General features: G+C 59.6%; 22 protein-coding genes. 8 read left to right on the forward strand and 14 right to left on the reverse strand.

What is annotated here, in order from left to right; translation table 11 throughout:
• Positions 1–88: 88 nt before the first annotated feature.
• Positions 89–1,390 carry an ABC transporter permease gene (locus tag ACFQDI_RS09100; protein WP_377165672.1) on the reverse strand — a complete coding sequence of 434 codons (1,302 nt, stop codon included), beginning with the start codon at positions 1,388–1,390 and terminating at the stop codon, positions 89–91.
• 98 nt (positions 1,391–1,488) lie between these two features.
• Here ACFQDI_RS09100 and ACFQDI_RS09105 point away from each other — a divergent pair, with 98 nt between their 5' ends.
• Positions 1,489–2,130, forward strand: a complete 642-nt coding sequence (locus ACFQDI_RS09105; RefSeq protein ID WP_377165674.1) for a DUF4412 domain-containing protein — start codon at positions 1,489–1,491, stop codon at positions 2,128–2,130.
• A gap of 1 nt (position 2,131) precedes the next feature.
• Here ACFQDI_RS09105 and ACFQDI_RS09110 read toward each other — a convergent pair whose 3' ends face one another.
• Positions 2,132–3,157, reverse strand: coding sequence for a beta-ketoacyl synthase N-terminal-like domain-containing protein (locus ACFQDI_RS09110; RefSeq protein WP_377165676.1), 1,026 nt, complete (start codon positions 3,155–3,157; stop codon positions 2,132–2,134).
• Positions 3,154–4,425: a beta-ketoacyl-[acyl-carrier-protein] synthase family protein gene (locus tag ACFQDI_RS09115; RefSeq protein ID WP_377165678.1), complete on the reverse strand. Its 1,272-nt coding sequence runs from the start codon at positions 4,423–4,425 to the stop codon at positions 3,154–3,156. Before ACFQDI_RS09115 ends, ACFQDI_RS09110 begins: the two co-directional genes overlap by 4 nt.
• Positions 4,426–4,487: 62 nt before the next feature.
• On the opposite strand from ACFQDI_RS09115, the gene ACFQDI_RS09120 reads away from it, so the two are divergent.
• Together ACFQDI_RS09120 and ACFQDI_RS09125 are read left to right on the forward strand one after the other, a co-directional pair.
• Complete coding sequence (locus ACFQDI_RS09120) at positions 4,488–5,675, forward strand: AMP-binding protein (RefSeq protein WP_377165680.1); 1,188 nt, start codon at positions 4,488–4,490, stop codon at positions 5,673–5,675.
• Positions 5,672–6,346 carry a class I SAM-dependent methyltransferase gene (locus ACFQDI_RS09125; protein WP_377165682.1) on the forward strand — a complete coding sequence of 225 codons (675 nt, stop codon included), beginning with the start codon at positions 5,672–5,674 and terminating at the stop codon, positions 6,344–6,346. Before ACFQDI_RS09120 ends, ACFQDI_RS09125 begins: the two co-directional genes overlap by 4 nt.
• On the opposite strand, the gene ACFQDI_RS09130 is transcribed toward ACFQDI_RS09125, so the two are convergent.
• Together ACFQDI_RS09130 and ACFQDI_RS09135 are read right to left on the reverse strand one after the other, a co-directional pair.
• On the reverse strand, positions 6,293–7,120 hold the full coding sequence (locus ACFQDI_RS09130) for a polysaccharide deacetylase family protein (RefSeq protein ID WP_377165684.1): 828 nt from the start codon (positions 7,118–7,120) through the stop codon (positions 6,293–6,295). The two genes, ACFQDI_RS09125 and ACFQDI_RS09130, sit on opposite strands and share 54 nt — an antisense overlap.
• Positions 7,117–7,995, reverse strand: a complete 879-nt coding sequence (locus ACFQDI_RS09135) for an LpxL/LpxP family acyltransferase (RefSeq protein WP_377165686.1) — start codon at positions 7,993–7,995, stop codon at positions 7,117–7,119. Before ACFQDI_RS09135 ends, ACFQDI_RS09130 begins: the two co-directional genes overlap by 4 nt.
• 146 nt (positions 7,996–8,141) lie before the next feature.
• Here ACFQDI_RS09135 and ACFQDI_RS09140 point away from each other — a divergent pair, with 146 nt between their 5' ends.
• A complete protein-coding gene (locus tag ACFQDI_RS09140) occupies positions 8,142–9,695 on the forward strand; it encodes an NAD(P)/FAD-dependent oxidoreductase (protein WP_377165688.1) in 1,554 nt (517 codons plus the stop codon).
• 3 nt (positions 9,696–9,698) lie between these two features.
• On the opposite strand, the gene ACFQDI_RS09145 is transcribed toward ACFQDI_RS09140, so the two are convergent.
• The gene (locus ACFQDI_RS09145; protein WP_377165690.1) at positions 9,699–10,454 is read right to left on the reverse strand and encodes a phosphodiester glycosidase family protein; all 756 of its coding nucleotides are present in this window, start codon (positions 10,452–10,454) and stop codon (positions 9,699–9,701) included.
• A gap of 74 nt (positions 10,455–10,528) precedes the next feature.
• On the opposite strand from ACFQDI_RS09145, the gene aroC reads away from it, so the two are divergent.
• Both aroC and ACFQDI_RS09155 read left to right on the forward strand, forming a co-directional pair.
• Positions 10,529–11,614, forward strand: a complete 1,086-nt coding sequence (gene aroC / locus ACFQDI_RS09150; protein ID WP_377165692.1) for a chorismate synthase — start codon at positions 10,529–10,531, stop codon at positions 11,612–11,614.
• Positions 11,615–11,618: 4 nt separating this feature from the next.
• Positions 11,619–12,320 (forward strand): hypothetical protein, encoded by a 702-nt coding sequence (locus ACFQDI_RS09155; protein ID WP_377165694.1) that lies wholly within the window; start codon positions 11,619–11,621, stop codon positions 12,318–12,320.
• Here ACFQDI_RS09155 and ACFQDI_RS09160 read toward each other — a convergent pair.
• Genes ACFQDI_RS09160 through ACFQDI_RS09170 form a run of 3 tightly spaced genes read right to left on the reverse strand, consistent with a single transcriptional unit; the run spans position 12,301 to position 15,780 of the window.
• Positions 12,301–12,927, reverse strand: a complete 627-nt coding sequence (locus ACFQDI_RS09160; protein ID WP_377165696.1) for a hypothetical protein — start codon at positions 12,925–12,927, stop codon at positions 12,301–12,303. The two genes, ACFQDI_RS09155 and ACFQDI_RS09160, sit on opposite strands and share 20 nt — an antisense overlap.
• 30 nt (positions 12,928–12,957) lie before the next feature.
• Positions 12,958–14,400, reverse strand: a complete 1,443-nt coding sequence (locus ACFQDI_RS09165; RefSeq protein ID WP_377165698.1) for a C39 family peptidase — start codon at positions 14,398–14,400, stop codon at positions 12,958–12,960.
• 45 nt (positions 14,401–14,445) lie between these two features.
• Positions 14,446–15,780 (reverse strand): glucose-1-phosphate adenylyltransferase, encoded by a 1,335-nt coding sequence (locus tag ACFQDI_RS09170; RefSeq protein ID WP_377165700.1) that lies wholly within the window; start codon positions 15,778–15,780, stop codon positions 14,446–14,448.
• Between the two features lie 125 nt (positions 15,781–15,905).
• Between ACFQDI_RS09170 and ACFQDI_RS09175 the strand changes: the two genes are divergently transcribed.
• Together ACFQDI_RS09175 and ACFQDI_RS09180 are read left to right on the forward strand one after the other, a co-directional pair.
• A complete protein-coding gene (locus ACFQDI_RS09175) occupies positions 15,906–16,871 on the forward strand; it encodes a c-type cytochrome domain-containing protein (protein ID WP_377165702.1) in 966 nt (321 codons plus the stop codon).
• A gap of 23 nt (positions 16,872–16,894) precedes the next feature.
• A complete protein-coding gene (locus tag ACFQDI_RS09180) occupies positions 16,895–17,425 on the forward strand; it encodes a peroxiredoxin (protein WP_377165704.1) in 531 nt (176 codons plus the stop codon).
• Between the two features lie 133 nt (positions 17,426–17,558).
• Here ACFQDI_RS09180 and accD read toward each other — a convergent pair whose 3' ends face one another.
• The 5 genes from accD to ACFQDI_RS09205 all read right to left on the reverse strand — a co-directional run bounded on the left by accD (position 17,559) and on the right by ACFQDI_RS09205 (position 23,974).
• Positions 17,559–18,395, reverse strand: coding sequence for an acetyl-CoA carboxylase, carboxyltransferase subunit beta (accD, locus tag ACFQDI_RS09185; RefSeq protein WP_377165706.1), 837 nt, complete (start codon positions 18,393–18,395; stop codon positions 17,559–17,561).
• Positions 18,396–18,537: 142 nt separating this feature from the next.
• A complete protein-coding gene (locus tag ACFQDI_RS09190; protein WP_377165708.1) occupies positions 18,538–19,296 on the reverse strand; it encodes a ComF family protein in 759 nt (252 codons plus the stop codon).
• 209 nt (positions 19,297–19,505) lie between these two features.
• The gene (locus ACFQDI_RS09195) at positions 19,506–20,798 is read right to left on the reverse strand and encodes a DNA methyltransferase (RefSeq protein ID WP_377165710.1); all 1,293 of its coding nucleotides are present in this window, start codon (positions 20,796–20,798) and stop codon (positions 19,506–19,508) included.
• Positions 20,687–21,640 carry a hypothetical protein gene (locus ACFQDI_RS09200; RefSeq protein WP_377165712.1) on the reverse strand — a complete coding sequence of 318 codons (954 nt, stop codon included), beginning with the start codon at positions 21,638–21,640 and terminating at the stop codon, positions 20,687–20,689. Before ACFQDI_RS09200 ends, ACFQDI_RS09195 begins: the two co-directional genes overlap by 112 nt.
• 3 nt (positions 21,641–21,643) lie before the next feature.
• A complete protein-coding gene (locus ACFQDI_RS09205) occupies positions 21,644–23,974 on the reverse strand; it encodes a toll/interleukin-1 receptor domain-containing protein (protein WP_377165714.1) in 2,331 nt (776 codons plus the stop codon).
• Between the last annotated feature and the right edge of the window lie 59 nt (positions 23,975–24,033).

Raw genomic sequence — 24,033 nt, forward strand, 5'->3', positions numbered from 1 at the left:
CATGGAGATAGTGAATCACCCCGAACACATCAAGCATCAAACTTTAAATCAATCCGTTGTTTTGCTCAAAAATGGATAAAAATCATGCCTATCTTCGGGCACGATCCACAAGCACGGCCCCCAAAATCACCAGTCCAAGCACGATCTTCTGCGTGTTGCTTTCGACGTTGGTGAGATTCATGCCGTTTTGAATCACCGCGATGATGAAGGCCCCGATCAAGGTTCCCGCCATGGTGCCCCGGCCGCCGCTCAGGCTGGTCCCACCCACCACCACGGCCGCGATGACATACAACTCATACATCTGCCCATAGGTCGGCGAGCCGCTTTTCAGCAGTGAAGCCGTGACAACTCCGCCGAGGCCCGCCAGCAGCCCGCACAAAACGTAGGCTGTCAGGACCACACGCCGGACCGGTACGCCGGAAAGCTGCGCAGCCTCCACATTGCCGCCCACCGCATAGAGGTTTCTGCCCAGCCGGGTCTGCGTCATCATCACATGCGCGGCGGCGTACAGCACCAGCATCAGCACCACGGCATTCGGCAGCCCCAGCAGGTCCGCACCGCGCCCCAGCCACACAAAGGAATCCGGCACCTGGTACACCGACTGGTTCTCCGCCAGCCGGTAGGCCAGCCCGCTGCCCACCAGCATCATCGCCAGCGTGACGATGAAGGGCGGCATGCGCAGGCCCGTGATGAAGACGCCCGAGGCCAGCCCGCAGGCCCCGCTCAGCGCGATGCCGCAGAGCCCCGCCGCCAGCATGCCACCCACGCCCGCCTGCGTGCCGCCGCACACATCCCGCACAAAGAGGGTCGTCACCACTGCCGACAGCGCGATGAGGCTTCCCACGCTCAGATCAATGCCGCCGGTGATGATCACCAGCGTCATGCCAATGGCCAGAATGGCGATGACCGCGATCTGATTGGCGATGTTCAGCAAATTGTCCGTCTTCAGAAAAACCGGCCACGCATGCGCCCGGGGCTGCAGCACCACGGCGTTTTTAAGCGCAGGAAAATCACGGCCCAGATTGGCAAACACCAGCCACGCGGCGGTGGCCCGGTTGCAGGCGATCACGTCCGGCCCGCTGCCCGTCGCAGCCGCACGCTCCAGCGCGGCTCGGGCGTCCCGGGGCTCCCCTCTCACCACCTCGGCACGTGCTCCGAGTTCTGCCTTGAGAGCCTCGGCAAAGCCCGCGTCTGCCGCAGTCGGGCGCACCGCGATCAGCACTTTCGCCTTCGGATCAATCTGCGAAGCGACGTCTCTGGCCGCCGCCTCATCCTGCGGATACTGCCGCGTCCAGGTGGCAACGCTGAAAAAGGCGCACAGCAGCAGCAGCGCGAGGAGCATGCCGGAGCCGGCGAAGCGGTGTCGTATGTTGGCTGTGGGGCGGCTCATGGGGAAATCAGAATCAAATCAGGATCAGCCGCACAGTTCAAGACCGGAGACGTTCAGCATTGACCGCCGCCGTGAAATCGCGCTAGGATTTGACCGCCATGAAAACTCCAGCCCTTTCCTGCATCGCCCTGCTGCTGACCGCCACCTTTGCCAGCGCCGACTGGGTGATGGTGCAGAAGGTGGACACCGCCGGCCAGCCCAGCGAAGTGACCACCAAGATCAAAGGCGAGCAGGCACGCGTGGACATGGGGGAGAAGATGACCGTCATCGTGGGTGCCGAGGGCATCACCATGCTCATGCACGAGCAGAAGATGCTCATGAAGATGGACCCTGCCGCGCTCAAATCCGCTGCAGGCATGGCCGGCAAGATGGCCGGCGGCCCCGTCGCCAAACCCGTGGCCACCGGGCAGAAGGAAAAGGTGGGCGAATGGGAGACCGAAATCTACACCTGGGAGAGCTCCATGGCCAAAGGCCGCTTCTGGGTGGCTAAAAATTTCCCCGGCTACAAGGAGCTCAGCGCCGCCAACGACAAGCTCGGCAAGGTCGTGGGTGGCGCCATGTCCAGCCTCTCGCCGCAAGCTTCCGATTTTGACGGCATGGTCGTGAAGTCAGAGATGACCATGATGGGCAAAAACGTGGTCTCCCTGCTCGTCTCCGCCAAAGAGCAGGACGTGGATGCCAAGGACTTCGTCCCCCCTGCCGGCTACAACGAAATGAAAATGCCAGCCCTGCCGAAGTAGCCTACGGTTCCAGCACGCACGCATAGGCGGCGGTGTTTGCCCCCGGCATGGAGATCACCACCGGGCGCTGCGTCTGCCTCGCCGCCAGAGTTCCCAGCACCAGTTGCAGGGCGCACCCCGCCCCCATGCTTTCCCCCAGCACATGCTTCGGGCTCAGCACCGCCTCCCATGGCCGCACCGCCCAGGCGGCGGCTTCGGCATGGTCGATTTTGGAGATTCCCGTCCGGTCATTGATCAGCGTCGCCGGCCCCTCCACCCGCGCCAGCGTCCTCGCTGCAAGCTCCGGCAGCAGTCCACAGCGCTCCTCCCAGGACAGGTAGGCCAGCGGCCCTGTCACTTCGCTGACACGCGGCCCACCGCCGCCCGCAGCCAGCAGCAGCGCCCCCGCGCCTTCGGACGCCACGAGCTTCGGATGGTAATACGTCAGCGCCTCCGCGCTCAGCCAGTCGCACTCCTCGGCGGCGAGCACCAGGCACTCCTCCACAATCCCGCTCCTGATCCAGAACGCCGCGGTGTCCAGCGCCTCCATGATCGAGTTCGGGCTGCCCACCAGAGTGCTCACCGCACCGTCCACCCCCAGGAAGGAGGCAAGGTGCGAGGCCGGCGCGTTAAACACCGTCTCAGGGAAAATCAGCGGGCTCGCCTGCGCCGGATTTTGCAGCACCTCGTGGTAAAAGCGGCCGGTGTAGTTCACACACCCGTTCATCATCACAAACAGGATGCCCAGACCGCTTGGCGGCGCCGCCGGGTCATGCCCTGCATCCGCCAGCGCCTCCATCGCCGCTGCCACGGAGTAGCGCGTGATCGCGCTGGAGCGGCGCAGGCGCGGATGCCGCGCGACCTTCTCCGGCGGCGAAGCCGGCGCAAAGCGCGATTCACATGGCCAGTTCCTCCCATCCCCAGGACGCGCGCATGTTTGGGCTGGCAGCGGCCTTCCTGCCCGCACGGCCTCGTGCAGCGCCGCTGCGTTCCAGCCGGCAGAGCTCACCGCACCGACTCCGCGGATGCAGATCTTGTCCATGTTCATGCCGACCTCCTTTGCAGCACCAGCGTTGCGTTCGTACCGCCAAATCCAAAAGAGTTGGTCAGCGCATAATCCAGCGAGGCCCGGCGGAACTGGCGCACCAGGTCAAAGCGCACCGCCGCATCGGCCTCACGCACATTCAGGCTCGCCGGCAGCCACTGCCCCTGCAGCGCCATCAGGCAGATCACCGCCTCCACGGCTCCCGCACCGCCCAGCAGGTGTCCCATCGCGGACTTCGTGGAGCTCACGGGGATCCCCGCCACCGCATCCCCCGCCCACGCGGCGATCGCGGCCGCTTCAGCCACATCATTAAACGGCGTCCCCGTGCCATGGGAGTTAATGTAGCCGATCTGCTCCGGCAAAACTCCCGCCTGCTTGCACGCGGCAGTCATGGTGCGGATCGCCGCACGGCCCGCCGGATCAGGCTGCGTCAGGTGGTGCAGGTCCGTCGCCGTCGCGTAGCCGGAGACGTCTGCCAGCGCCGCGCTCTGGCGCACATCCTCCGCCTCCAGCAGCATGACCGCAGCCCCTTCACCCAGGGCCAGCCCGTCCCTCTGCGCATCAAACGGGCGCGGGATGCCGCTCGGCGCCAGCGCATGCAGACTGTCAAAACCGGCAAACACCAGCCGCGCCAGCGCATCGTAGCCGCCCGCCAGCACACGCTTCGCACGGCCGGACCGGATCATCTCCGCCGCCCAGCCGATCGCATTGGCCCCGGAGGCACAGGCATTGGAAACAATGATGACCGGCCCGCGCCAGTCAAACTCGGCCGCCAGGCTGCTCATCTGCCGCTGCGGCTGGTAGTGCTCCGCACGCGAGAGCTGCGAAGGCACACGCCCCGCCTCATGCCTCGCATGCTCAAAGTAGGACTCCCCCAGCGGCATCGCACCGGCGGACGTACCGATGACCATCGCGTCGATCCCCTCCATGCCCTGCCTTCCCGCCTGCGCCAGGGCCTCGCGCACCGCCATCAGCAGCATCTGCGTACCACGGTCAATGAATGTCTGCTTGTGCGCCGGCGTGCGACTGAAAAAATTCTCCACTGGCAGATCCACCACACCCGCGGTCTTCGCGATCATCTCGCTCGTGTCAAACAGCTCCACCGGCCTGAACGCAGTACGGTCTGCCGCCAGAGAGCGCTCATTGGCCTGCCAGCCAGCACCCAACGGCGAGACGATCCCCGCTCCGGTGATGGCGATTCGCTGTCTTGAAGGTGAGGGCGGGGAAGAGGTCTCGATGAGATTCGTTGTTTGGAGGGTTGAACTGCCCACGCAAGTGGTCATTCTGCTGCACGGCGCAGCACATCGTTTACGCTTCGCCGCAAGGACTGCAAATGTTTGGTGAACGCTGGGATCGTATTGTGGCTGAGCGCGGCGCGCAGGACGCATTGTATCTTGCAGACGGCAGCGCCACCACCTTCCGCCAGCTGGACGCCGAGGCACGTGCCCTCCGCCCTTCCGGCGACCACGTGCTCGCACAGGGCGATGTCCCGCAGCTTCTGCGCCAGTTGCTCGCAGGCTTTCTCCACGGCATCCCCGTGCAGATGGTGGAAAAGGACCGCTCACGCCGCGTCCCCGCCTCCCAGCCCCCGCACGGCACCGCCCTCATCAAGCAGGCCGTCGGCGGCTCCGGCGTCCGCCGCTGCCAGTTTTTCACCTTCGCCCAGATCGCCGCAGATGTGGACCGGCTCCACTCCGCGCTGGACCTCGGCTCACGCGGTGTCGGCGTCGCCGCGATTTCCTGCGCGCACTCCTTTGGCCTCACCATGACGCTGCTGCAGACCCTCCTCAACGGCGTGCCCACCTGCCACGCACCCCAGCCTTTTGCCCAGCCTCTGATGGATGCCATGCAGCACCACCCCCGGGTGTTCCTCCCTGGCGTCCCCGCCTTGTGGAAGGCCTGGCTCAATGGCAGTGTGCGCCTGGAAAATGTCTCGCTGGCGATTTCCGCAGGCTCCCCCCTCACCCTCAGCCTCGAGCGCCTGGCTCTGGAGCAGCACGGACTCAAAATTCACAACCTCTACGGTGCCAGCGAATGCGGCGCCGTCTCCTGGGACGCCACACCCGGCCTCCGCGCAGACGGGGACTCCCTCGGCACCCTTCTCCCCGGCGTCCAGGCACACACAGACGACGCTGGCCGCCTCGTCGTCAGCAGCACTTCCGTGGGCCTCGGCTACGACGAGCCCCTGCCCCACGAGCGCTACGGCAGCGGCGTTTTCACCACCTGCGACCAGGTCGAAATGCACGGGTCCCGCCTGCACTTCCGGCAGTCCCTGGGCGCAGGCATCAATGTCGCCGGCCGCAAGCTCAGCCCGGTGGAGATCGCTGAAAAAATCACGCGGGCATCACACACCGACTCGGTTCGGATCCATGGCGTCCCCAGCCGCGACCCCGAACGCTGCCAGGACATCGTCGCGGAGGTCGGGCTGCCGCAGGCCGGCATCGACGCCGCCTTCAAAATCAAAGCCTGCTCCCTGCTCGCCCCCTGGGAGGTCCCTCGCAAATGGATCGGCACATCATGAACGCTCCCCTCTCCCCCCAGTCCCTGCGCCGCATCTCCCGGCTTTGCAGCTTCCGCACCAAGCGCTGGGAGCGCTACTACACCAAGGTAAAGCTCCGCTCAGACCCGGTCTATGCGGCGGTGGCACAGCTGCTCGCAGGCTCCTCCCTGCCGGTGCTGGACATCGGCTGCGGCATCGGCCTGCTCGCCTTCTATCTGCGGGAGGCTGGCTACACCTCTGCCATCACAGGCTTTGATTACGATCCGAATAAAATCGCCTGCGCACAGAGCATGGTCGCACGCAGCGACTACAGCGGCCTTCATTTCATGAACGGAGACGCCCGCCACGGGCTGCCCGAAGCCGCAGGCCATGTGGTCATCCTCGACATCCTGCAGTTTTTCACGCGGGATCAGCAGACCGCCCTCCTCACCGCAGCGGCGGCTCGCGTGGCGCCAGGCGGCAGGCTTGTCATCCGCTCGGGCCTCCGTGACGACTCCCCACGCTTCCGCATCACCGTGGCTGGAGACTGGCTGGCCAGGCTGACCTTTTGGATGAAGGCCCCCCCGCTCTGCTACCCGGACCGTGAGCTGTTCGAGACCACCCTCGCCGCCGCCGGACTGCGTGTGCAGGTGCGCCCGCTATGGGGCGGCACCCCGTTCAACAATCACCTCATCGTCGCCGAACGCCAGTGAGGTGGGCGGCGTGTCGCATTTCAGACCGCTCGCCTTCAGCATCCCGGCCACCACATCTGCCACCTCGACCGCCACCGGCGTCCCTTCATGGATCAGCACGATCGCCCCGGCCTTCAGCCTGCGGGAGATGCGCCCCGTGATCGCAGGCACCTCCTGCAGCACACCATCAAAACCCCGTGCACTCCACAGCATCATCTTCAGCCCCAGCACCTCCGCTATCAGCGCCGTGAACAGGTTGTGGTGCCCGGCGGGTGGACGGAAAAAACGCGGCGGGCGGCCCGGGCACAGCGCGCTCAGAGTCTCCTGGCATCCCGCGATCTCCCTCCACAGCCGCACCGGCCGCAGCATCCAGAAGGTCGTGGCAGGGTGCGTCTGTGTGTGATTCCCGATCTCGTGCCCCCGCGCCATGATTTCCTGCACAAGGTCCGGGTGCTGTGCGGCACGCTCTCCCACAAGGAAGAACAGCGCCTTGATCCCATGCCGGTCCAGGATGTCCAGGATCGCAGACGTGTGCTCGGGGTGGGGCCCGTCATCGATCGTCAGCAGCACCTGCCCGCCGGCCTCGGGAAGTGTTTTGATCATCCGGCCAAACAGCGCGCAACGCGGCACCAGCGTGCCGACCATCATCGTTGTCAGCACCAGCGCAAAGAGCGCAAGCGCCTCCGCCCCCCGTCCGTTCCAGCCCAGCCAGACCACCACCGGCACCGGGGCCAGCCCCAGCGCCATGCGGAGGTACGCGCGCCTCAGGGCGCATGCACGGACGGCCGGGTTCATGGAGGGTCGCGGGTCACGAGCGGTTCAAACACGAACCATTGGTCCCAGTGTTTCAGCAGAAAGCCATGCATCACCTTCAGCCACGCCGCGCTGATCTCGTCCGCCTTGGGCTTGCGCCCGCCTTCAAAGAAAGGTTTGCCGATCTCAATCCGGTACGAGAGCCGTCCGCGCCGCGTGAGAAACACCGGGTAGCAGGGCACGCCGGTCACCTCGGCCAGGATCAGCGGACCGCGCGGGATCCGGTACGTCACCCCGTCGATGCTCGCCTGCGTCGGCGCCACATCCCCGATCACACGGTCCCCCTGCACACAGACCACCTCCCCCGCCAGCAGCCTGCGGCACAGCTCCATGCCCAGGTGCCCTCCGGGCTCGTTGTAGTGAATGTGCAGGTTGGGCTCGCGCCTCTCCTCCTCCTTCAGCTCCTCACTGCGAAGCTTTTTCAGCGAGTCCGAGGCCTCGGGCATGCGCACCGTATGGATGGGCCGGCTGAATTTGCGCGCAAACAGGCTGGCCCCGATGTCGTAGTTCCCCGAGTGCACGGTGAAGATCAGCGCGCCGTCCGCGTGTTTCTGCAAGGCCTCAAAATCCTCCCGCCCGATGATCTCCCAGTCGATCTCACGGCGGAAATGCAGGTACCACAGCCGGTCCAGGTAGGTCAGCGCAAACTGGATGAACACCTGAAAACCCGCCAGGCAGCTCGAGCCTCTCCCTGGCAGGAGCGCGCCCAGGTTTGCCCTCAGCGCCTCTCGCGGCGTCACCGCCAGCAGGTAGCCTATCGCGGTGAAAGGGTAGGCCATCACTGTAAACACGGGCGCCGGCAGCCACCGCATGAAAAACAGGATCACCCGTGTCCAGCATGCGTCATGCAGTCCCATGGGCTGGGGTGGCGTGTGCGTATTCGGCTGGCGGGTTGCAGAATCAGCGGATGGCATTATTTAAAGGCGTACTTGGAACAAGGGGAGACGTTCTGTTTCGACCGTCGCACCGCCTCCGACAACTGACTTTTTCACCTCTTGCACTCATGACCCCTCCTGGCACAGATTATGACGTGGTCATCATGGGCGGTGCATTTGCTGGCGCCTCTGCCGCCATGCTCCTCAAGCGCGAACACCCGGAAATGCGCATCCTCATCGTCGAGCGCACGGTGCAGTTTGACCGCAAAGTGGGGGAGAGCACCTCTGAAGTCGCGGGCTGCTTCCTCACCCGTGTCCTCCATCAGGGGCATCACCTCAGTGCCCACCACTACCAGAAGCACGGCCTCCGCATGTGGTTTTGCAAGACCCCGGACGACGACGTCGGCAGCCTCACCGAGGTCGGCCCACGCTACCAGTCCCGTCTGCCCACCTTTCAGCTCGACCGCGCCATCCTCGACGAGCATTTGCTCAAGGAAGCCTGTGATTTCGGCTGCGAGCTCCTCCGGCCGGCCACCATCAAAACCATCTCACTCTCGGAAGACGAAGCGCCCCACACGCTGGAAATCATGCCGCAGGAAGGCCAGATGCGCACCGTCACCACACGCTGGCTCATCGATGCCTCCGGCAAGGCCGCCGTCCTGGCCAAAAAGCTCGGCCTTCAGCGCACGATGGAAGAGGAGCACCCCACCTCGTCCATCTGGTGCCGCTTCCGCAACGTCAACGGCCTCGACAGCTTCAAAAGCCGCAAGCTGCACCCCAGCCTGCTGAAAAACGTTCACCAGCTCCGCACCACCGCCACCAACCATCTCATGGGCCACGGCTGGTGGTGCTGGATCATCCCCCTCTCCGACGGCAGCTTCAGCGCCGGAGTCACCTGGGACCGCCGTTTCTACAATCTGCCAGAAGGGCCCTCCCTCCTCGCCCGCCTCCAGGCCCATCTGCTCACTCACCCCATCGGCCGGCTCATGTTTGAAAACGCCGTCCCGGACGCCGACGACACCTTCTACTACAAGAACCTCGCCTATCGCTCCGAACGCATCGCCGGCAACCGCTGGGTCATGGTCGGAGACGCCGCCGGCTTCATGGATCCCTTGTACAGCCACGGTCTCGACTTCTGCGGTTACACCGTGTCAGCCGCCACCGATCTCGTCCGGAGAAACTTGGCCGGTGAGTACACCGCCAAGATCACCGACTACCTGAACATGGCCTACCCGCGCAGCTGGCGCCTCTGGTTCAACTCCCTCTACAAGGACAAATACTCCTACATGGGAGATGCGGAGCTCATCAACGCCACCTTCCTGCTCGACCTCTCCGCCTACTTCCTTGGTCCCGTGCGCGGGGTCTATGTCACTCCCGAGGTTGAGTGGAAGCACATGCCCTACGAAGGGCCCATAGGCGCCCTCTTTGGCAAGTTCATGGCCTTCTACAACCGCCGCTTCGTTCACCTCGCCCAGGAGCGCCGGCGCAAAGGCATCTACGGCCGCTGCAACAACGGCCACGTCTGGATGCCCCACATGAGCCTCTCCCCGGATTTCACCGCCTCGCGTCTGCTCTGGGCCGGCATCAAGGTCTGGCTCAAGGCTGAAATCACCACCTGGCTCGCCCCCACTCCCTCCACCGCCCCGGTGATGATGCAGGAGAAAAAGCCCGTCGAGGCCTGACCCTCACTCCGCCACAAAAAACATTCCGGCAAAGGTGTTGGTGGTGAATTTCACCTCCGGCTTCGGATCCACCGCCATGCTGGAGATGTCCCCGTCGAGATACAGCGCATCCTCGCAGCCCAGGTGCAGGAAAAGGCGCGTGAACTGGTGAAACGTCACCCGGCCCTTCACGGGGTCATCGCGGTCGCTCATGGCAAAAATGATCTGCCCGTCCTTCCTGCGCACCCCCACCGCATTGCGCAGCCTTTTGTTGGGCGAGTTCACCTGAAAGGCCGGGTGGATCACCCCCTGACGCAGCATCAGCGGCCCCGACTGCGTGGCCAGCCGCGGTTTCAGCCCGCTTTGGCCAAACTCCGCCGCCTCCATCACACCCGGCCCGGCTTTGTCGTCGAGGTAAAACACACCGTTGGGCTTCAGGAAAAAATTGCCGTCCCCAGCCTGGAGGTTCAGCGGCACCAGCTCCTTGCCCGCGCAGACCGTCAGCCCGCAGGGCTTGGGTCCGCGTTCGTAGATGCCCGCATTGGTCGCAAAGATGATCTTCTTCCCACGCGCAGCCAGCTGCCTGCTCAGACCGTTGAAATCCCCCAGCGGTCTGCCGCTTTCATCCAGCCACGCAAGCTGCAGCCGCGCCCAGTCCGCCTTGTCCACACGGTACAGGTGGTAGCGCCCGCCCTCATGCTCCACCGTCTCAGCACCATGCAGATGGGAGGTGAGCGTGGCAAAGCCGAAGAGCGTGAGCAGCCAGCTGGGAAAATGCATCCCGCAGTGTGCCCACTTCACGACGTTGCACAACCATCTTGAACCCTTGGCGGATTGCCCCATGATGCCCCCCCATGTCCAGCAGTCTCGGCACAATCTTCCACATCAGCACCTGGGGTGAATCCCACGGCATCGGCGTCGGCGTCGTCATCGACGGCTGCCCGCCCCGCATCCCCCTCACCGTGGAGGACATCCAGGCCGAGCTCGACCGCCGCCGCCCCGGCCAGAGCAAGATCGTCACCCCCCGCAAGGAGGACGACAAGGCCGAGATCCTCTCCGGCGTGCTCGACGGCCTCACCCTCGGCACCCCCATCGGCATCCTCGTGCGCAACACGGACCAGCGCCCCTCCGCCTACACCGAGATGCAGCAGGCCTACCGGCCCAGCCACGCCGACTACACCTACGATGCTAAGTACGGCATCCGCGCCGTCTCCGGCGGCGGGCGCTCCAGCGCCCGCGAGACCATCGGCCGTGTCGCCGCCGGTGCCATCGCCCGCAAAGTCCTCCAGCACTCCCTCACCGGCTACGAATGCCTGGCCTATGTGAAGACCGTGCAGCACATCGAGGCCCAGGTCCCCGCCGCAGCAGATCTCACCTCGGCGCTCATTGAATCCAACATCGTCCGCACCTGCGACCCCGTGGCGGCGGAAAAGATGATCGGGCTCATCGAAAAAATCCGCAGCGAAGGCAACAGCGTCGGCGGCATCATCGAGTGCGTCGTGCGCGGCGTCCCACCCGGACTTGGCGAGCCCGTCTTTGACAAGCTGGAGGCAGACCTGGCCAAGGCCATGCTCAGCCTCCCCGCCTGCAAGGGCTTCGAAGTCGGCAGCGGCTTTGGCGGCACCACCCTCACCGGCCTGGAGCACAATGACGAATTCTACATGGACGGCAGCACAGTCCGCACCCGCACCAACCGCAGCGGCGGCATCCAGGGTGGCATCAGCAACGGCGAGGACATCGTCTTCCGTGTCGCCTTCAAGCCCACCGCCACCGTCCTGCGCGAGCAGAAGACCGTCACCAACACCGGCGAGGACACCACCCTCGCCGCACGTGGCCGCCACGACCCCTGCGTCCTCCCCCGCGCCGTCCCCATGGTGGAGGCCATGGTCCACCTCATCATCGCAGACCACTTCCTGCGCCAGCGCGCTCAGAGAGGGTAAGGGCATGCGCTGGTGGCTCCTGCTGCTCGGGGTGACGACCTGCTGCCCGGCGCAGCCGCTGCCGGTCATCCCATTGGGCACCACGCCCAGGGAGGTGGAGGTTTATGACGATTCCAGGCGTCAGGCATTTCTGACCTCCGCCAGCGCGATGGTCACTGGAGTGGTGATTTCATCATCCTCGGAAGTCCATCAATCACCCACGGAGATCCTGCTGGAAGAGACCTGCCTCCTGCAAATCGAGACGATGAACGGAACCCTTTCTGGACTCGCTGGCGCCACAACGCTTCGGCTGGGTACCAGCTACGAACATGACAAGTACCTTCAACTGGAGCCGGACTGGGGAACCTACAGGCTTCTCAGCAAGGGGCAGAAGGTGGTGGCTTTGCTCAATGAGGAAGAAGGGCAGCCGGAAATCCGCCGCCAGGGCCTGGTCGTTTTAAACGAGAAAACACGAGCCCTGCCCGACATCCTTCGGCGCACAGGATTGGATGCCAGCTGTTTCACCGCAGCGGACCTCGCCATCCTCAAAGAGGCCAGCCCGCTGTTCCATGAAGAAGTGGTCACAGTGGCCGGGGCGATGGCCGACATCAGAAGTGACCATGCTGCCTGCCTCAACAAGCTGGTGGGTGTTTGCGTGGCAGCCTTCTTTGCAATCATTCTCTGTGCCGATCATTTCAGGAGTCGCTTTACCGCGCGCTGCATTTGAACTGAAGGCGGATCATCGGCGAATGTGGCTGGAGCTGCCTCACATCAAAAGAGAACCCGCGCTGACCGGCAATGAGGCTCCATTCGGAGTCCGTCTTTTTCTCGATGCTCACATCATCCCTGAGAAAAAGAACGCTGAAATCCTTCTCCATAAGGACCATGAAAAGATAAGCGCGCTGGTATCCCAGCAGCTGCTCCGCCCAGCGGGCTTCTTCCATCAGTTGGGCTTTGGCAGCAGTGGCAGGGTAGGAAAGCTGCCATTGGGAGTCCCTCATGCTTCGCACGTTGACTGCGTAGGCCCAGTTCTCGGCGAGCTTTCTCAGATGCTGCCTGACTGCCTGCACTTCCTCAGGATTGAGTGCCAGTGTCCGGATGGTGGCAGCTTGCAGCACATCATCCTCACGGTCTTTCATCACTCCAAGCAGGCCGAGGATGGAGGAAGGAACCAGCTCATGGTCCACGTACGGCACCCCTTGAAAAAGAGATGCGGGTGAGAGGGCTCCATCAGCCCCGGATGCGTTAGACTTCGCCGGAAACAGCCGGGCATGCAAAGCCACCCCGAGGCTCGCGCCGGCTACAAATGTCAACACCAGCCGGAGGAGTTTCATGGGGGGCTTTCCTCGTGCCAAGGCCCACCCTCAAAAACCCACCACATAAAAGTTCTGGTGGGACACCTGCTCCGCTTCAGGCAGCGTGATCCACCGCTCCTTGTAGCGCTCGCCCCAGCTGTCGCTGAACGCGATCTCATTGGTGTCCTTGTTGTACCCGATGATGAGCACGATGTGCGCGGTGTCCTTGTCCTTCGGAAGCGCGTTGTTTGCAGACTCCTTCGTGACCTTGTCCTTCCAGGAAGCCCAGTTGGTCACGCCCTTGCGCTCCTTCGTCCGCTGGTTCGCCGTCTCGTTGAACTTGCTCGTGCTGCACAGCGTCCACATCAGCGGCACCCCTTTGTCGATGTACTTCGCGATCTCCTTCATCTTCATCTCCCCTTTCCAGGCGTCAAAAGAGCGGCGCTTGCTCCGGATCTGCGGTGCCACACCTTCCAGCAGCTTTTCCACGCTCGTGCCTCCGCCAAAGCCGCTGTCCCCCGCGTTGGCTAGAATGTACATATCGGCAGGAATGCCGAGGTAGCGCATCGCGCGCTCCGCAGTCGCCGGCACACAGTAGCCCTTGGGCCCTTGGTCCACCATCGGCAGATCCCCCACGACCACGTCGCCGTTCTCACGTTTCTCCAGGTTGGCCAGCACACGCGCCCGGATCACCTTGTCACCCGTTTCTTCCACCTTGCCGCCCGCATCCGCAAACGCAGTGGTCACGATCTGCAGCCCCACATACACGCCTTCCGCCTCGGCCAGCAGAATCGCATGCCCGCGCCAGTCCCAGCGCTGCATGTTCATGCGCCCCGCCTTCTCTCCAAATCGCTCCTTCTTCGGCGCCCCCAGCTTTTGGGTCAGCGTGTCGGCGATCGCCACCAGGTCCTTGTCCATCGCCTTTTTCACGATCTTCGCCGCCTCCTCAGGCGGCGTGTCTTTGTCAAAGTGCATCTCCCCGCTGCCCTTGGCGCTGAAAAGATCCCCCTTGTTCGCAAACACGATCGAAAATCCCGTCACCCTGTCATTCTCCCCGTACATCGCCACGGAGTACGGATGCGCGCCAAACATCATGTAGTCTTCCTTCGTGTAGGAGCGGTAGCTGCTCGTGTTCTTCGTCTTCGACTCCTGCGGAATCTTCAGCTTGGCGGCGATCTCTTCGGCAGACGAAGTCCACAGCGGCTCGTCTCCAAACAGCGGCTGCCCCACCGCTTCGTTCACAGACGCCGGCTCCAGCTTGTCATTCGGCCCGGCCTTCCCGCCCATCGTCTTCACATACTGCTGGTCCGCCGCGGAAAGCGACGCCAGCGCAAAGGTGAACTTCTGCCCGTTCGCCGTCTCCAGCGTCACATTCGCACCGCTAACCCCCACCAGCTTTGCCTGCACCGCCTTGCCTTGCGTGTTCGTAAAGGTCCGGAGCTGGGACGTCTCGGCGGCTGCGCTGGCAAGGCTCAGGCCCAGCACTAGCAAAGTTCTTGCGGTTGGGTTCATGGCGTTTCTTTTATCGAAGCCATGAACGCTTGTGAAGCATAAAAATTAGATCCACGTCCCGGCGGGAATGACAGCATCCTTCGGCACACAGATGATGCCGTCCCGGATGTAGAAATTCTCTCCGTCCATATTCTCCGGCTTTCCTTCCGGTGTGATCACCACATTGTCTCCAATGTGCACGTTCTTGTCGATGATCGCCCGCTCGATCCGGCAGTTCCGGCCGATCCCGGGCGGCGGACGGCTCGGGTCCGTACCCACCGCACCCGCGTAGTAGTCCGCACCCATGATGATGCACTCGCGGATCGTCGTCCCCGGCTCGATCTTCGCACGCAGCCCGATCACCGCCGTCTCGATGTGCGCATCCGTCAGCACACTCCCGTCCGCGATCAGCGCACCACGGATCGTCGCCCCGTTGATCTTCGTCGCAGGCAGAAAGCGCGCATGCGTAAAGATCGGCGCCGAGCTCTCAAAAAAGTCAAACTGCGGCACCAGCCGGCACAGGTCCAGGTTCGCATCAAAGAAATTGCGGATCGTCCCGATGTCCTCCCAGTACCCCTGGAAGTTGAAGTTGTGCACCCGCTTGTTCTTGATCGCCGTCGGGATGATGTGCTTGCCGAAATCATTCAGCGTGTTGTCCAGGCACTCGATCAGCACATCCCGGTGGAACAGGTAGATCCCCATCGACGCCTGAAACCTCGCCTCCCCCTGGTCAATCCCCAGCGACTGCAGCGTATTCGCAGGGATCCGCAGCTTCTCCAAAACCGCCGGGTCCTTCGGCTTCTCCACAAACTCGTAGATCCTCCCGTTCTCATCCGAATGCATGATCCCAAACGACGTCGCCGCCTGCGCATCCACCGGGATCGTCGCGATCGTGATGTCCGCATTCGTCGCCACATGCTGGCGCATCAGCATCCGGTAATCCATCCGGTAAAGCTGGTCCCCGCTCAGGATCAGAAAGTAGTCATAGTCACCCTCCAGAAAGTACCTCAGGTTCTGCCTCACCGCATCCGCCGTCCCCTGGTACCACCGCTCACCCTCCGGCGTCTGCTGCGCCGCCAGCACCTCCACAAACCCACGCGTGAACTGGTCAAAGCGGTACGTCCGCGCCAGGTGCCGGTTCAGCGACGCGCTGTTGTACTGCGTCAGCACATACACCTGCCTCAGCCCCGAATTGATGCAGTTGCTGATCGGGATGTCCACGATCCGGTACTTGCCCGCCAGTGGCACCGCAGGCTTCGCTCGGTTCTCCGTCAGCGGAAACAGCCGCGTCCCAGCCCCGCCCCCCATCACAATCGCCAGCGTGTTCCTTCGCAGCAGCGTATCAGCTTCAATGTGGACTTTCGATGGTGGAGGTGCCGTTACAGTAGGGGGGGTGCTCATGGTCCTGCGTTGGTTGGCATTAATTCTCTGAAACAAGGACAACTAGCAAGCGTTATCCCTGCCCCAAAATTGGCGAGCAGACGCGCCTCGCAATCTTTTTTAGTTCTATCACCCCATCCATCCACATGTCCACCACGGCGTTTCGATTCCCGCTCTTTGCCCTCGCCTGTCTGCTCGCGTCACCAGCCCCGGCCGCAGTCAGCTTCGAAAAAGACCTCCTCCCCGCCATCACCAAAAAGTGCCTCGACTGCCACAAGGCGCCCCACACCGAAAACGGCCAGAAAAAAGAGCCCAAGGCAGGCCTCCGCCTCGATGCCTCCTGGGCCATCCTCAAAGGCAGCGAAAACGGCCCCGTCCTCACCCCCGGCTCCCCGGACAAAAGCGGCATCTACGAATCCGTCACCCTCCCCAAAGACGACGACGCCCACATGCCCTCCAAAGGCGAAGACCTCACCCCCGCAGAAATCGCCCTCCTCAAAAAATGGATCGAAGAAGGCGCCGACTTCGGCGGCTGGGTCGGCAGCGTCGAAGGCATGCCCGCAGGCGCCATGACCGAATCCGCCAAACCCTACAAACCCCGCCCCCACGACCTCTTCTACACCGCCCTCGAAAAAGAAGTCAAACCCCTCCCAGACGACACCCTCGCCAAAGCCCGCGCCGCCGGCGCCCAGGTCTCCCCCGTCAAAGTCGAAAGCCCCCTCCTCCGCATCGACTTCCTCACCGGCGTCTCCAAATGCGACGACGCAAAAGCCGCCGCCATCCTCCCCCTCAAAGACAACATCGTCCAGCTCGACCTCGGCCGCACCCACATCACAGACGCCACCCTCAAGACCATCGCCCAGCTCCCACGCCTCATCTCCCTCGACCTCCGCCAGACCCAGGTCACCGATGCCGGCCTCGAATCCATCACCACCCTCAAAAAGCTCCAGACCCTCAACCTCTACGGCACCCAGATCACAGACACCGGCCTCCAGCACCTCGCCAAAATCAAAACCCTCAAAAACCTCTACCTCTGGCAGTCCAAAGCCACCCAGGCCGGCGTAAAACAGCTCACCACCGCCATTCCCGGCCTCAAAGTCAGCATCGAATAAGCACCCCCAGCCGTACCCACCCCATGAAAACACGCCACTTCATCCTCGCCACCATGTCACTCCTCAGCACCCTCTTCGGCACCGCCACCGCCAGCGAAGGAGAAAAAGTCAGCTACCCCGCACCCGCCGTCAGCGGCATCAATCAGGACGGCGCCACCGTCAGCTTCGCAGACATCTACAAAAAAGGCCCCACCGTCGTCTTCTTCTACCCCAAGGCCGACACCCCCGGCTGCACCAAGCAGGCCTGCTCCCTCCGCGACGCCTTCTCAGACCTCTCCAAAGACGGCGTCCAGATCCTCGGCGTCAGCTTCGACAAACCAGACGCCCAGAAAGCCTTCAAAAACAAATTCACCCTCCCCTACGACCTCATCGCCGACCCCGAAGGCAAGATCGTCCAGGCCTTCAAAGTCGAAAAAATGGCCAAAGGCCTCCTCTCCCTCGCCAAGCGCTCCTGCTTCCTCATCAAAGACGGCAACGTCATCTGGCAGGACTACAAAGCCTCCACCGACCAGCAGGCCGCCGACATCAAGCGCGTCCTCGCAGAGACCAAGTAACCGCCTCACCCATCACACCACCACATCAGGCCGGGGACCACACACCCCGGCCTTTTTCATGCCCACGCACACACACCCAGCGCGCGCACACCCCGCCTCAACGATTGCAAACCACCGCAAACCACCGCCAACTCTACTTCGAGCCCGCCATATACCTCAGCACCTTCGCCAGCGTCCCCCGCATCTCCTTGCGGTCCACGATCATGTCCACCAGCCCGTGCTGCATCATGAATTCCGCCGTCTGAAAACCCGGCGGCAGATCCGCGTGCGTCGTCTCCTTCACCACACGCGGCCCCGCAAAGCCGATCATGCACTTCGGCTCCGCAATGATCAGGTCCCCCAGCGTCGCAAAGCTCGCCGTCACCCCGCCCGTCGTCGGGTGCGTCAGCACCGAGATATACGGCAGCCGCGCCTCCGCATGCCGCGCCAGCGCACCGCTCGTCTTCGCCATCTGCATCAGGCTCAAAATCCCCTCATGCATCCGCGCACCACCCGACGCCGAAAACACGATCACCGGCTTCCGCTCCGCCGTCGCCACCTCGATCGCCCGCGTGATCTTCTCGCCCACCACGCTCCCCATGCTCGCGCCCAGGAAACGGAAATCCATGATCGCCAGCAGCACCGCCTGGCCCTCGATCATCGCACGCCCCGTCACCACCGCCTCCGTCAGGCCCGTCTTCGTCTGGTACGCCTTCACCTTGTCCAGGTAGCCCTTGAAGCCCAGCGCATTCACCGAGTCCAGGCTCTTGTCCATCTCCACAAAGCTCCCCTCGTCCACCAGGCTCGCGATCCTCTCCTCTGAGCCGATCGTGAAATGATACCCGCAGCTCGTGCAGATCCTCAGGTTCTTCGCCAGCGCCTGCTCAAACAGGCTCTCCCCGCACGAAGGACACTTCGTCCACAGCCCCTCCGGCATGTCACGTTTCTTCTCGCCTAAAGCATCAATGTTACGTTTTTTGAAAAATCCCATGGTAGGTCAGTCGGTATGCGCGTTCGGCACAGGCAGGCCTTCCCGTGCGCTCCCCGATTAGCATGTCGCGGGAGTTGCAGAGCGGAAAACCACCCCACGTTCGCACTGTCAGGCCCGGCCAAAGTCGGACGCGGGGCCGATCCTAGCCGCGTGTTGCCGTGATGACCACCACTTTTTCAGCCCCACCCTCACCCCGCAGCACCCGCGCACACTCGCTCGTCGTCGCCCCCGTCGTGAAAACATCATCCACCAGCAAAATCCGCCGCCCCTTCAGCCCCCCAGGCCCCGGCCCGCCGCCCCACCATCCCCCACGCCTCAGCCCAAACGCCCCACGCAAATTTTGGAGCCGCTCCTCCCGGTCTAGACCCGCCTGCTGCACCGTCTCCCGCGTCCTCACCAGCGCCCTCACCGCCCGGATCCCCGTCAGCCGGGAAAGCCGCTCGCACAGCTCCCAGCTCTGATTGTACTCCCGCTCCCCCTCCCGTTCCCGATGCAGCGGCACCGGCACCAGCAGCCACTCCCCCAGGTCCTCCCCCGCCAGCCTCGGCTCCTCCAGCGTCCTCAGCATCACACTCGCCAGCGCACCCCGCAGATGCAGCCGCCGCTCATACTTAAAGCGATGCACCAGCTCCCGCGCCGCCCCCTCCGCCCGGCACGCCGCCACCGCAAACTCAAAATGCAGCCTCCGCCCGCTGCAGTTCATGCAGCGAAACACCCCCTCCACCGCCCCCTCATACACCTCCCCGCACACCCCGCAATACGGCGCCACCACCCACGGCATCGAGTCCTCACACCCCGCACAAAACCACCCCTCTCCAACCGGCACCCCGCACACACAGCACAGCCTCGGAAACACCAGATCCACCCACGCCTCCCACACCGTCCCCAGCCACCTCTGCACACCTCTAGGATTTGGTGGACCCGGAAACGCCATTCTCCAGCCTAGAAATACCTACACCCAAGTCAAACCCAACCCGCTTCCCGCACCTAAATTCCCATCCACGATCCCGCATTCCCAAAAATTCGCGGATATTTGCGTCGGCCTTCGCCAAAACACCTAACGTCAAAGGCGCAGCCTACCCTTTACAACCAAGACACCACTTCGCTATCTCATACACGATCACGCCGAAATGCTAAAACCATTTCTTCTTTAATAAGTCCTTTGTGTCCAGATCTTTTTGGCGCCAACATTCTGTCTTTAATCGGATCTGCAAAGCTGTCGAAAAGAGTCATTCCGATCCCATTCATTATTTCCGAAAGTATCTTCCAAGTCTGTATCTTTTTGCCGCAAACTAGGTTATCCCCGCACACCAAAACAAAAACTCCATCTGGTTTCAATACACTGATAGCGTTCACTAGAGCATTTCGCATATCGCAAAAGTAGCGACGCACCACGTTTGCATGCCGAACGGAAACCGCCTCTATAGCACGCAACTGAGGCACTAACGCATTGGACGCAATGACCTCCTCGTCTTCCACTCCAAGCATTAAATCACCTCGTTCGGTCCCAATAAACCTCTCTTTAATATCCCTGATTTTAAATGGCAGCACATCCTCCAAAATGTGCAGCTCCAATTTAAAATTTCTATAATAGTCTTGCGCATTAATGTATGGGGGAGATGTAATGACATGGGAATGCGCTTTCATTAATCCCTTTAATGCCCCCTTGCGACTCACATCAGTAGTTGTCAGCACATCAAACTTATTGGACCTTCGGTTGTCTGCACAATAATAATAGCTAAGCTCTTCTATCAAATATCTTGTGGTTTTAATCGGATCGTAGTGTATTCCTCGTCGATCCTGAGTCGCTGTTTTTGAAATAAATGGTTTAGGACTTCTTTGATCGGCTCGTGAGCAAAGACGCACAGATAAATAAAGAGCTAATAAAATTGCCGAATATTCCGGTTCTTGTCGATTGGGAATACTATCAACCGCAGCCCGAATAAATTCGAATTTACGGATAGTTGCCGCACTAAACCAAAAATTCTTTTTTTCCCATTTTATCACCATAGGGCCGGATGAGGCTACCCGCTTGAGTGCCGAGTCAAATAATTCCAAAGCATGCTCTTTAACGAAGCCACTTAATTTTACTCGACCAAAGAGTGGAGCTACAGGATTAACATCCACCCCTGAAACTCTCATGTTTTTATCTTTGGCGGCAACTAAGACCGCACATGAGCCACAAAACGGATCGAAAACACTATCCCCATCCTTCGCATATCGTTCGATGAGGCGAGACGCCAGCTTTGAAACCATTTTTGCAGGATACCGATCAATGTATGTGGGAATCCTCATTCCGTTTCCCCCCCCTTTAGGGTCCATGACGGACCAATTCCGTGCGAAAAAAAGCCATGATTGTGCCGCAATGGAGCTGGGTACAAGACCGCAGGCGGGTCTTCGCATTCACGAATATAGCAGTACATCCCAAATGTTTGTGGCTTGGTTCCAATCGGACAAACAATTCTTGAATACTCACTCCGAACTTTTGGATCTCCAAATGTTTTGTTCATAGCATCAACCGTCCCAGCAGGATCCACAGCATCAACACGAATAAGTGAATTCCCACCGACGAGAGCTAGCAGTTCTTTGTTTAGCTGTTCGGTGCGACCACTCCATTTAGGTTTATAGGGTGGATATGGAATCGCAATGCTAAGACACATCGGCTGAACATGTTCGTATGCCGCAAGTGCACGATCACCCTCGTAGCCCAAAAAAAGCATTAAGTGAGTAGGCCTGCTCATATCAGGACAAGCCGAGAAGCCTGGAATTTGCTCAATTGATTTTAGACCAAATGATAATGGCACATATTCTGACACATCATACTCATCGGGTTCCGTATAGGCAATAAATAGGCGATCCCAGCAGCCATTATCGTCTAGCCATCTTAACATCATTAAAAGATGACGCTTTGTGAAAACTGTGATATCCAACAATATCGGGGCTGAGGGATTCAAAGATATTATTTTTTTAAGCGCGCCCATGTTATTATGCAGGCTTTGCACCGCACAGCTTTCCGTAAATATTAATTCATTTACTTTTGCGCCTTGAAATTCCAAAGCACGAATCATTTCACTGTGATGCTCTTCTCGCCGATCATTTACATCGTCGTAATGAAACACAATAGCGTTAGAAAGAGGGGACTTCTCCAACGCTGCCACTATCCCCTTGCATCTTCCCTCATGACTTGAACAAGTGATCAGAATTCCTCCTTTAGAGAGATCATGACATGAAAAAGGCTTCTTCATAAGTTACAAGAGAGTGCGATCATTGCGTGCGGCTGACCCACCTTCCAACGCTTTCATAAGAGACCTTTTTGCGCGCGCTCTTGTCAATGGATCGAGAAGCTGCCTCAAATCATCGCCGTGCACAGACGTTCTCCAGCGAAGTCTTGGACTTATCTGCAAGACAGGAGCAAAAATTCTTGAGACATTAAACTCCGCAGATTGTGGATCTGAACTATGTCTGGGTTTAAACGCGGGACGCCCCTCTCTTGTTTGAAAGATTCCTTCCCTTGTCCCAACGTTTAATATGCGCCTCAGGGTTAAAAATGTTGGTCTCTCTAAATTTTCGGGATCGACAATAGTAAGGCGAGCGGCCTCGGGTTCACTGCCATGTTTAAGCAATTTATGCCTCAAACAATCGCCTAAATCTAAAAGGAAAAATTTCAACATCTCTCCGTCAGATTCCACGTTTCTACCAAGCGTGGTTAAATTGTGCTTGGATACTAAGTGGGCCGCTTTTGTTTGAACTTCAGCTTTTAAAGTGAGTAATTTTGATCCGGTGGATTCCGAGGAATTACGTAGATAATAGGCAACTGCCAGCATTTCTTGAAAGTATCTGATTACCCCTGAACTAAGGAGTGATAAAGTTTTGAATCCGGCGAATCGCTTTTCTGGGTGCGCTCCTTTTTGACCATATAACTCTCTGTAGGTTGCAGCCTCGCGATAATAAACCGTTTTTTCTCTTCGCTCTTTATCAGGCAAATTTGCCAATTCTTCTGTTGTCATTTTTGCAAGTTCCGCGACTCTGCGGATTAGGCCTTCGCTTGGTACTTCGTCATCTTGGAAATCTGGGAGCAATTCGTTAATGGAAATCGAGAGTCCCTCGCTGTCTAAAATATTTTTTACAATATGCTCAAGTAAGTCTCTATATACTTTAAAACTAGCTGGATCCTCCACGTCATATACTAACATCATGCGAGTATAATCATGCGTCTCTTGCAACTCTTGGCCAATTGTAGTCCCTGAAATTTCAGAAGTTCCGAGCTTTTTGGCCACTTTAACTGACAGTGCTGGAGCAGCCAGTTTTACAAAAGTATTTACCACACGTTGTTGGAATGGGAATAGGTTTTCATATTCATCAAGAAGAGCCACAAATAGCGAATTCTTAATTTCTGGAATGTGACTTTTGACGATTTCAATAACGTGTTTTAGGGCTTCGAGGTCGAGTGAGGCTATCGGCACCTTGGTATTTTCTTGATAGATAAACTTACGCCTGATGAAGTCAGCTATCAATCTATGCAATTTCGCAAAAATAGCCATCAAGTCGAGGAAAGTTCGAGGAGGCAGCACCTGCTCGACGAACACATATTTATAAACGTCATCCACTAAAGCAGCTTCGCATGTCCCGTTGATTTGCAACAAATTTTGCGATGAACACTGATGAAGTTCTGAAAATAAGCTCTCCAATAAACAAACAATAAACTCTTGAGCGCCAATATCTGCGACGATTTCTTCTTGATAAGCTTTGAGAATATCAGACCCACTTCCCTCATTATCCGTTTGTTGAGAAACTCCGATATTGCAAAATGCACCCCGAGTAAACTTTAGATAAAACCCAAATATTTTATGCCGATCGGATGACGATTTTTGCCTGGAGATATACACTCGAGCTCTTAACGATAACAAAAGCATTGATTTGCCAGTACCTCTCGATCCCTCGAGAAAGCAGGGGGTAATTTCTTCCAGTGTTCCGGTTTTTGATGCATCTGGAGATGCGAAAGCACGACTCAAAAGATCTGTTCTCTCTTCAAAATATTCAGCTCTAATCCTACGAAAGGGATTCGGAGAGTCTAACTTCAGTGCAGCATTCACAACAGAAGTTGCAGTCTCAGATGGTAACAATTTACTGCATATTTTTTCAATTAGATTCTTGTAACCTTCTGTATCTTGCAAATTAAGAGTTCCCCATACCTTCGGACCAAGCATTGTGCTGATTTTCGTATCATCTAGTTTAATTACAATGCAAGTTCCTCCCGAATCTGCCACCTCCTTCCAAATAGCTGCATTTATTTCTTTTTTTTGCCATTTTGCTTGGGCTGAGTTTTTTGAATGTAGGATAATTACTGCGCTGGCCCTATTGATTCCGTCTTCCATGAATTCGACCACATCATCGCCTAAGCCTAGGTCTTTTGTATCAATTCGCACTTCATGTCCCGCCATCTTAAGATCTTCCGCCAACTTATTGGCAACATGAGAATCTGCCGTGGCATGGGAAATAAATATCTGCTTCATAATAGTCAGCACTATGCTTGGGCTGTTTTTCTCTTGCGCAACGTGTTTTAGCGCTGCGTGTGCCACCGTGGGTTAGTTTCGCCCAGGCGGGTGCTACACCTTTATTCACTTCTTTGCCGGTCCCT

Origin of the sequence: Prosthecobacter fluviatilis (assembly GCF_042655725.1) — a bacterium.
GTDB lineage: Bacteria > Verrucomicrobiota > Verrucomicrobiia > Verrucomicrobiales > Verrucomicrobiaceae > Prosthecobacter > Prosthecobacter fluviatilis.

What these genes read in the sequence shown, in the direction of transcription:
- ACFQDI_RS09145 (WP_377165690.1), bottom strand. Translation starts at nt 10,454, where the DNA reads ATGCATTTTCCCAGCTGGCTGCTCACGCTCTTCGGCTTTGCCACGCTC.
- ACFQDI_RS09155 (WP_377165694.1), top strand. Translation starts at nt 11,619, where the DNA reads ATGCGCTGGTGGCTCCTGCTGCTCGGGGTGACGACCTGCTGCCCGGCG.
- ACFQDI_RS09110 (WP_377165676.1), bottom strand. Translation starts at nt 3,157, where the DNA reads ATGAACATGGACAAGATCTGCATCCGCGGAGTCGGTGCGGTGAGCTCT.
- ACFQDI_RS09105 (WP_377165674.1), top strand. Translation starts at nt 1,489, where the DNA reads ATGAAAACTCCAGCCCTTTCCTGCATCGCCCTGCTGCTGACCGCCACC.
- ACFQDI_RS09140 (WP_377165688.1), top strand. Translation starts at nt 8,142, where the DNA reads ATGACCCCTCCTGGCACAGATTATGACGTGGTCATCATGGGCGGTGCA.
- ACFQDI_RS09135 (WP_377165686.1), bottom strand. Translation starts at nt 7,995, where the DNA reads ATGGGACTGCATGACGCATGCTGGACACGGGTGATCCTGTTTTTCATG.
- ACFQDI_RS09120 (WP_377165680.1), top strand. Translation starts at nt 4,488, where the DNA reads ATGTTTGGTGAACGCTGGGATCGTATTGTGGCTGAGCGCGGCGCGCAG.
- ACFQDI_RS09170 (WP_377165700.1), bottom strand. Translation starts at nt 15,780, where the DNA reads ATGAGCACCCCCCCTACTGTAACGGCACCTCCACCATCGAAAGTCCAC.
- ACFQDI_RS09100 (WP_377165672.1), bottom strand. Translation starts at nt 1,390, where the DNA reads ATGAGCCGCCCCACAGCCAACATACGACACCGCTTCGCCGGCTCCGGC.
- ACFQDI_RS09160 (WP_377165696.1), bottom strand. Translation starts at nt 12,927, where the DNA reads ATGAAACTCCTCCGGCTGGTGTTGACATTTGTAGCCGGCGCGAGCCTC.
- aroC (WP_377165692.1), top strand. Translation starts at nt 10,529, where the DNA reads ATGTCCAGCAGTCTCGGCACAATCTTCCACATCAGCACCTGGGGTGAA.
- ACFQDI_RS09195 (WP_377165710.1), bottom strand. Translation starts at nt 20,798, where the DNA reads ATGCGAAGACCCGCCTGCGGTCTTGTACCCAGCTCCATTGCGGCACAA.
- accD (WP_377165706.1), bottom strand. Translation starts at nt 18,395, where the DNA reads ATGGGATTTTTCAAAAAACGTAACATTGATGCTTTAGGCGAGAAGAAA.
- ACFQDI_RS09180 (WP_377165704.1), top strand. Translation starts at nt 16,895, where the DNA reads ATGAAAACACGCCACTTCATCCTCGCCACCATGTCACTCCTCAGCACC.
- ACFQDI_RS09200 (WP_377165712.1), bottom strand. Translation starts at nt 21,640, where the DNA reads ATGAAGAAGCCTTTTTCATGTCATGATCTCTCTAAAGGAGGAATTCTG.
- ACFQDI_RS09165 (WP_377165698.1), bottom strand. Translation starts at nt 14,400, where the DNA reads ATGAACCCAACCGCAAGAACTTTGCTAGTGCTGGGCCTGAGCCTTGCC.
- ACFQDI_RS09130 (WP_377165684.1), bottom strand. Translation starts at nt 7,120, where the DNA reads ATGAACCCGGCCGTCCGTGCATGCGCCCTGAGGCGCGCGTACCTCCGC.
- ACFQDI_RS09125 (WP_377165682.1), top strand. Translation starts at nt 5,672, where the DNA reads ATGAACGCTCCCCTCTCCCCCCAGTCCCTGCGCCGCATCTCCCGGCTT.
- ACFQDI_RS09175 (WP_377165702.1), top strand. Translation starts at nt 15,906, where the DNA reads ATGTCCACCACGGCGTTTCGATTCCCGCTCTTTGCCCTCGCCTGTCTG.